Source organism: Vibrio sp. 10N.247.311.47 (assembly GCF_041467535.1).
GTDB classification, from domain to species: Bacteria; Pseudomonadota; Gammaproteobacteria; order Enterobacterales; family Vibrionaceae; genus Vibrio; species Vibrio crassostreae_C.
In genome coordinates this window covers 60,948-67,245 of the sequence record NZ_JBFSUR010000034.1, presented here as the reverse complement: position 1 = coordinate 67,245, position 6,298 = coordinate 60,948, and the positions used below count along the sequence as shown (strand labels likewise).

The following is a 6,298-nucleotide window of genomic DNA, read 5'->3' as shown; positions in this document are numbered from 1 at the left end:
AACCGAGGTCCACGGATTTGCAATCCGCTGCATAGCCACTCTGCCAAGGCGCCTTTTTAATTCAACACTTTAGGGACTTAAGTAAGCCGCACCGCTGTGTTCGGGTGCCTACTTTACGGATTGAGGGGAGATAGTCAAACAAAAAAGTGAATTTAAATTCCGTTTGCTGACATTTAAATCAAATTGCTGCATGTTCGATCTCTTTAATCAAAAAACACACAGCAAAATCGAGTTAAACAAGATGTTCTAGCGCTACCACTTCTTCATAAAACGACCGACAAGACTCGGATGATACGCCCAGCAGTGGTCAAACATAGTCATAAGTTGAGGGTTGCCATACTTAGAAAGACTAACCGCATGGAAACGGTTTTTGTGTTCTTTCAACTTTTCAACCTGAGCAATCATTTCGTCTGATTGTTTCGGCGCAATAAAGTCAGAAAGTACGATTAAATCGGCATTCTTGTATTTATCACCAGTCATTAGGTCAATCGACTTCATGAGAACAGGTTCCAAATCCGTACCGCCGTGGAATGAGTAACTTAAGAAGTCGCTCGCTTCACGTAGGCCATCTTGCCTTGTTAACTCATAGGTAATCTGCTCAGAAGAAAAAAGAATCACATAACAGTCTCTCTCTTCTGCAAGAGCAATTTGCATTAAGGCATAAGCCATTGCTTTAGCAGACTGCTCAGGGAAACCACTCATAGAACCCGAAGCGTCCACACAGACTATAAACGGGCCCTTTTCAATATCGATGTTCTTGCTATCTGGTTTTTGCGCCTTCACTTTGCGTAACGTGCGTGATTTACCTTGCGAGCGATAGCTCAGTAAACGCTTGTCGGCCAAGTGCTTGTAAAAGATAACCTCAAGTTCAGGATAAGCTAAGAACATGGTTTCGTTTGGCAGCATCTTGTTAAGGTCATCACTTTCATGAATCCCGACAATATCATCGACCGCTTCATCGCTTTTCTCTTCAACCACCTGCAATTCTTCTACAGGGGCTTTGTGTAGCGAAGGATCATCTTCCTCACCAGCCATACGGCCTAGCTTTTCAGCGATCTCTTGCAAGCCCTTGTGCTTATTCAAGAAATCAGCATGACGTTTCATGATGGTAAGGTCTGTTTTGCTTAATTTGGCAGAAGCCATGTCCCACAAGCGCCCTACACTGCCTTCATCACCCGACTCAGTCACTTTATCCATGTTTTTCATGGTTTCCATGCGCTGATAAAGATCGGCTAAGACTTTTTCTTTGCTTGTTTCAAGTTCAGTTACTTGAGCTTGTTTAATCGCATCAGAAAGTGATTGGTACCATTGGTCGCAAAAGTAGTGTGGAAACATCGCGTTATAAACACCCTTGTTGTTCTCCATAAGGCGTCGAGCTTGTAGATAAAACGCTGAGTGCCACTCGAGCTTTTTGATAACACTGTCTATCTCATCAAAGAACTGAGGTTCATCCCAGTAAATCACTTCTTGATAAAGGGCGATTTCCTCTTGGAATCGATCAGTTTCACACACCTTGGTGACGCGTTTTTTTACTTTACCGCGCCATTTGACTAAGTGGTTTTTCACTGATGTTTTCACACCTTTGTTCTCTGCAGCCATCATGACTTGAGAACGAGCGATGAGATCATTCATCGCGGTATCAATGATTCCGGAATCAGCTACCATCAAAGCGAGGTTTAAGCCGTCTGCTCCTAACATATGCTCTCCTCTTACTCGAAGTACTGGCTCATAAACTTAATACGCTGAGCGATCTTGGCACTCTTCACTTTCGTGGTTTCAAGATCTTGCGTTACCGATTGCAAACTTGCTTCCATCGCTTTTGGTAAATCAGGGTCAATATAGTTATGAGGTAATGCATCATGGAATTCAGTACGAACGCGTTTTAACTTGAATTCAGCTTCAGTTAACTGTTCTAAGGCTTTCTCAGCGCCACTCAACCACTTGTTGTACAGTTCTTGGTCTAAACCGTCAGTAGTAACCACACTCACCAATACAGAGCGATTGGCGATGTCTTTAATCACTAATTGGTTTGATGCATCCAAGTCGAGTTTTAAACGGCATAGGTTTTTATTTTCGTTTACGTAACCGTAAATATCACCGTGACCTTCTTTAAGAACACGATCAAAATCGTCTTTGGCTACGTATACCCAACGGCTATCGCCTTTCTCAGATTCAGAAACCGACATGTTGCTTTGCAGCATAACCAGTTTCACTAGATTGTAAGCACTGCCCACGCTGTACATTTTCGCGTTCTTGATGTCATTCTGGTAAACATCTTTACGCAACAAGCCACTGGTTGACTCCATAGAAAGTGACACCGACAACGTTGATTCAACATCGTCTTGAATCTCTTCTAACTCTTCACGAGACATTTCAATTTGAGCTTTCGACTCTTGTTGATCAAACGCTCGGTTCAATGCAAAGTCTTTCACCACGCTACGAACCACATCACGTGATTCTGGGCTATGCCACAAACAATCTTGCAGAAGCATAATATCCAGAGGGTTCACGCTATCGCGACCACTAAAGAACGCACTCGCTTTCAATAGTTTAACGGCCTTCTTCCAGCGTCTGTCTGATACATACAATTCTGACTCTGAAGCAGAGCCTTGCTTCTTAACCGTCTCTTCAAGCATGGTTTTTAGTTCAAACAACTTATCAAACGAATTGTCTGTCAGTTCCAGCTTATCGAGCTCTTTCTGCCATTGATGGTATTCAATGTCCGTAATCGCCAAACCTTTTGGAATTACCGCTTCTTGAGAAGTACCCGTCGTCAGCATCGATTTGAAGTTTTGTTTGTTTTGAATACGGTTCACGAACACGCGTACCAACATACGGTCATAAAGTGCTTCCAAGCCGCTGTCTTCATCTGGAAGTTCGTTGGATGCCGATACTAGTAGACGCATCGGTACACGTTCAATATCACTGCCGTTTTTGAAAGTCTTTTCGTTAACGACAGTAAGTAGCGTGTTTAGGATTGCAGGGCCGGCTTTCCAGATCTCATCGAGGAAGACGACTTGTGCAGTTGGTAGGTAGCCTTCGGTTAGTCTTACGTAACGACCGTTGTCTTTTAATTCTTGGATACTTAGTGGGCCGAACACTTCCTCGGGAGTAGAGAAACGAGTCATCAAATATTCGAAATAGCTGCTGTTATCAAAAGCCTGAATGAGACGTTTCGCGATAAGGCTTTTTGCGATGCCCGGAGGGCCTAATAGAAACACGCTTTCACCAGCCAAAGCAGCCAGTAAACAAAGCTTAATGGTGTCTTCTCTTTCGTAGACACCATCAGACAGAGCATGCGCTAATTTATTGATTCTTTCAGAGAGTAGCGCCTTGTCAGCATGTGAAGAAATAGAAGGGTTCATGCGTTACTCCGAAAATCTTTGAACAGTTGAGAGTGTAGAATTGTTTTTATACATTTGTTAGCGCTTTGTTACAAGTGCATTTTATTATTGAGTTGCATTTATATCAGATGGTTACGTCGGTAATTTTGGCGCAATCATAGATTCCAATTATGAGAGTAACATCACGAACGGCGTGAAACTAAATCTAATACGAAACCTAATTTTTCTTTTATTTTCGACACCATAGACGTTATGGTGGTGCACGTCTTCCGTTATACGAAAAATTGGCAAGGAATGTGGCCAGACTGCATGAGTAAAGTTATCCATAAATGGAAAAGTATTTCTCTCATAGAGGAGAACGTGACGCTCCCTACGAACGTCGTGGTAAAACATACAACAATCAATCACCCTGGCGCGGCAGTTATTCTTCCTATCACTTCGTCTGGAAAAATCATCCTCATTAACCAGTTCCGCCCTTCTCTAAAGAAATGGCTTTTGGAACTACCCGCAGGCACGATGGAAATAGATGAGACACCTCTTCAATGTGCCCAACGCGAACTGGAAGAAGAAACAGGTTACAGTGCAACTTCTTTTCAAAGCTTGGGGCAAGTCACCCCTTTGGCTGGCTTCTGTGATGAGATACAACATCTGTTTGTCGCAAAAGACTTAAGCCTCACTACCCGCTTTGAATGCGATGACGATGAAGTAATAGAAGTGATCGAACTGAGTTTAGAAGAACTGCACGATAAAATACGACACGATCAAATCACTGATACCAAAACTATCGCTTGTTTAAGTAAAGCCCAACTATGTGGCCATCTATAGCCAATTATATGGCTACCTAAAGTACTCTAGGAGAGAAACATGGACTTTCGTTCTGATACCGTAACTAAACCTTCGCAAGCTATGCGTGACGCAATGGCAAACGCAGAAGTGGGCGATGATGTTTATGGCGATGACCCAACCGTCAACGAACTAGAACAGTGGGCAGCAAATGAGACAGGCTTTGAAGCGGCAATGTTTACCTCTTCAGGTACACAAGCCAACCTTCTTGGCTTAATGGCGCATTGTGAGCGTGGTGATGAATATCTGTGTGGCCAGCAGGCGCACAACTACAAATACGAAGCTGGCGGCGCTGCGGTCCTTGGTTCTATCCAACCTCAACCAATCGAGAATAACCCAGACGGTACTTTAGACTTTAAAAAGCTTGCCGCTGCGATTAAGCCAGACGACAGCCACTTTGCTCGTACTAAGCTGCTTAGTTTAGAAAACACGATCAATGGTAAAGTACTTCCAATGTCTTATTTAGCGGAAGCTCGTGAGTTCGTAAACCAACATGGCTTGCAAATGCACCTAGATGGAGCGCGCGTCTACAATGCGGCAGTCGCGTTAGATGTTCACATTAAAGAGATCGCACAACACTTCGATTCTATGACGATTTGCTTATCGAAAGGTTTAGGCGCTCCAATCGGTTCACTACTTCTTGGTAGTAAAGAGTACATCGCCAAAGCACGCCGCCTACGTAAAATGGTGGGTGGCGGTATGCGTCAGGCAGGTATTCTTGCCGCAGCAGGGAAAATGGCGCTCACGGAGAACGTGGCTCAACTTAAAGCTGACCACGACAATGCAAAAAATCTAGCGATTGGTTTAAACAAGCTAGAAGGCTTTTCTGTTAACCCTAATTTCATCCAAACTAACATTGTGTTTGCTAAATTAGATGAATCAGTAGATATCAACCGCATCGCACGAGAGCTAGGTGAACAAGGTATTACTATGTCACCAGGTAATCCTGTTCGCTTTGTTACTCACCGTGATATTAGTACAGAAGACATTGCTCGATTCCTAACGGAATTAGAAAAAGCGCTGTAACTCTCAGCAAAGTTCTCATCTATCGCTATTAATACTTGAGCTTCCCCTAAGGGGAAGCTTTATACTTTTGTTTTCACAGGAGTATATACGTGTACAACAAGTATCTAATCTTACTAACTGCTTCCCTCTCTTTCACACTTCACGCAGACAACTTTGGTGATCCAGAACTCGGTAAACTGAAATCCCCGAGTTGTGTTTTTTGCCATTCAGTTGCTGGCGACAACACGAATAAAAACTCCCCAGACCTTAAAGGGCAAGACCGCCTCTATTTGTTCAATACTATGACAATGTATAAGAACGACCAACGTGAAGGTGCCTACGCTGACATGATGAAGGCTCAATTAAGTCGACTTTCTGAACAAGATTTAAAAGATATTGCTGCCTATTATTCTTCATTATCTAGATAGCGTTCTATTCCATATCGAGAGTTGGCTTTGTTGTGTAATTCAATCGAACTAAACCTAGAACCTACGACCTGTTCAGCTACGCCCACCCCCTCTCGTAGCTCTGTGCCTAAACCTCGTTACAATACAACCAATCATTTATTAATCGAGGCTTTCTGACCTTTTGGATTGATAAAGAGACAATAGTCGGGTGGACGCAGAGCAAACAGAATAAGCGCGCGTTTAGGCCATGTCGGTTCAATGATTTAGCTATCACGACAGCACTCATGGTGAAACGAGTTTTCTCTATGCCACTGACAGCGCTGCAAGGATTTGTAGTCTCGATATTTTGGTTAGCCCATGTGCCGTTAAGTTGTCCGCATTACACCTACATCATTCTTAGAGCCAAGCAAGTTGAGGCCTCATTTAAGACTAAAGCTAGAGGAGCAATACGGCACCTAGCCATCGATGCTACTGGCCTTAAGGTTTATGGTGAATGTGAATGGAAAGTCAAAAAACACGGGACGGATGGGAAGCGTAGAGTCTGGCGAAAGCTTCATATTGCAGTCAATACAAACACACATGAGCTCGTTGCCGCCGAGCTAAGTTTATCAACGGTTACAGATAGAGAATTACCCCCGAACTTACTGAAACAAACTCGTTGAAATATCCTTGAAGTACCTGGTGATGGCGCTCACTCTA

At 43.4% G+C, this 6,298-nt stretch carries 5 protein-coding genes and 1 pseudogene; 4 read left to right on the top strand and 2 right to left on the bottom strand.

Translation table 11 applies throughout. From position 1 onward, the window contains the following. Positions 1–252 precede the first annotated feature (252 nt). Together viaA and AB6E51_RS19700 are read right to left on the bottom strand one after the other, a co-directional pair. Positions 253–1,698, bottom strand: coding sequence for an ATPase RavA stimulator ViaA (gene viaA, locus AB6E51_RS19705; protein ID WP_372058357.1), 1,446 nt, complete (start codon positions 1,696–1,698; stop codon positions 253–255). Between the two features lie 11 nt (positions 1,699–1,709). Continuing rightward, positions 1,710–3,365 carry an ATPase RavA domain-containing protein gene (locus AB6E51_RS19700; protein ID WP_017067123.1) on the bottom strand — a complete coding sequence of 552 codons (1,656 nt, stop codon included), beginning with the start codon at positions 3,363–3,365 and terminating at the stop codon, positions 1,710–1,712. Positions 3,366–3,653: 288 nt separating this feature from the next. On the opposite strand from AB6E51_RS19700, the gene AB6E51_RS19695 reads away from it, so the two are divergent. The 4 genes and pseudogenes from AB6E51_RS19695 to AB6E51_RS19680 all read left to right on the top strand — a co-directional run. Then, positions 3,654–4,169: an NUDIX hydrolase gene (locus tag AB6E51_RS19695; RefSeq protein WP_017062564.1), complete on the top strand. Its 516-nt coding sequence runs from the start codon at positions 3,654–3,656 to the stop codon at positions 4,167–4,169. A gap of 39 nt (positions 4,170–4,208) precedes the next feature. Beyond that, on the top strand, positions 4,209–5,213 hold the full coding sequence (gene ltaE / locus AB6E51_RS19690) for a low-specificity L-threonine aldolase (protein ID WP_372058358.1): 1,005 nt from the start codon (positions 4,209–4,211) through the stop codon (positions 5,211–5,213). Positions 5,214–5,302: 89 nt separating this feature from the next. Next, positions 5,303–5,620 carry a cytochrome c gene (locus tag AB6E51_RS19685; RefSeq protein ID WP_017064539.1) on the top strand — a complete coding sequence of 106 codons (318 nt, stop codon included), beginning with the start codon at positions 5,303–5,305 and terminating at the stop codon, positions 5,618–5,620. A gap of 119 nt (positions 5,621–5,739) precedes the next feature. Beyond that, positions 5,740–6,258: pseudogene (locus tag AB6E51_RS19680) on the top strand (IS5 family transposase); the annotation flags it as partial. Positions 6,259–6,298: the final 40 nt, after the last annotated feature.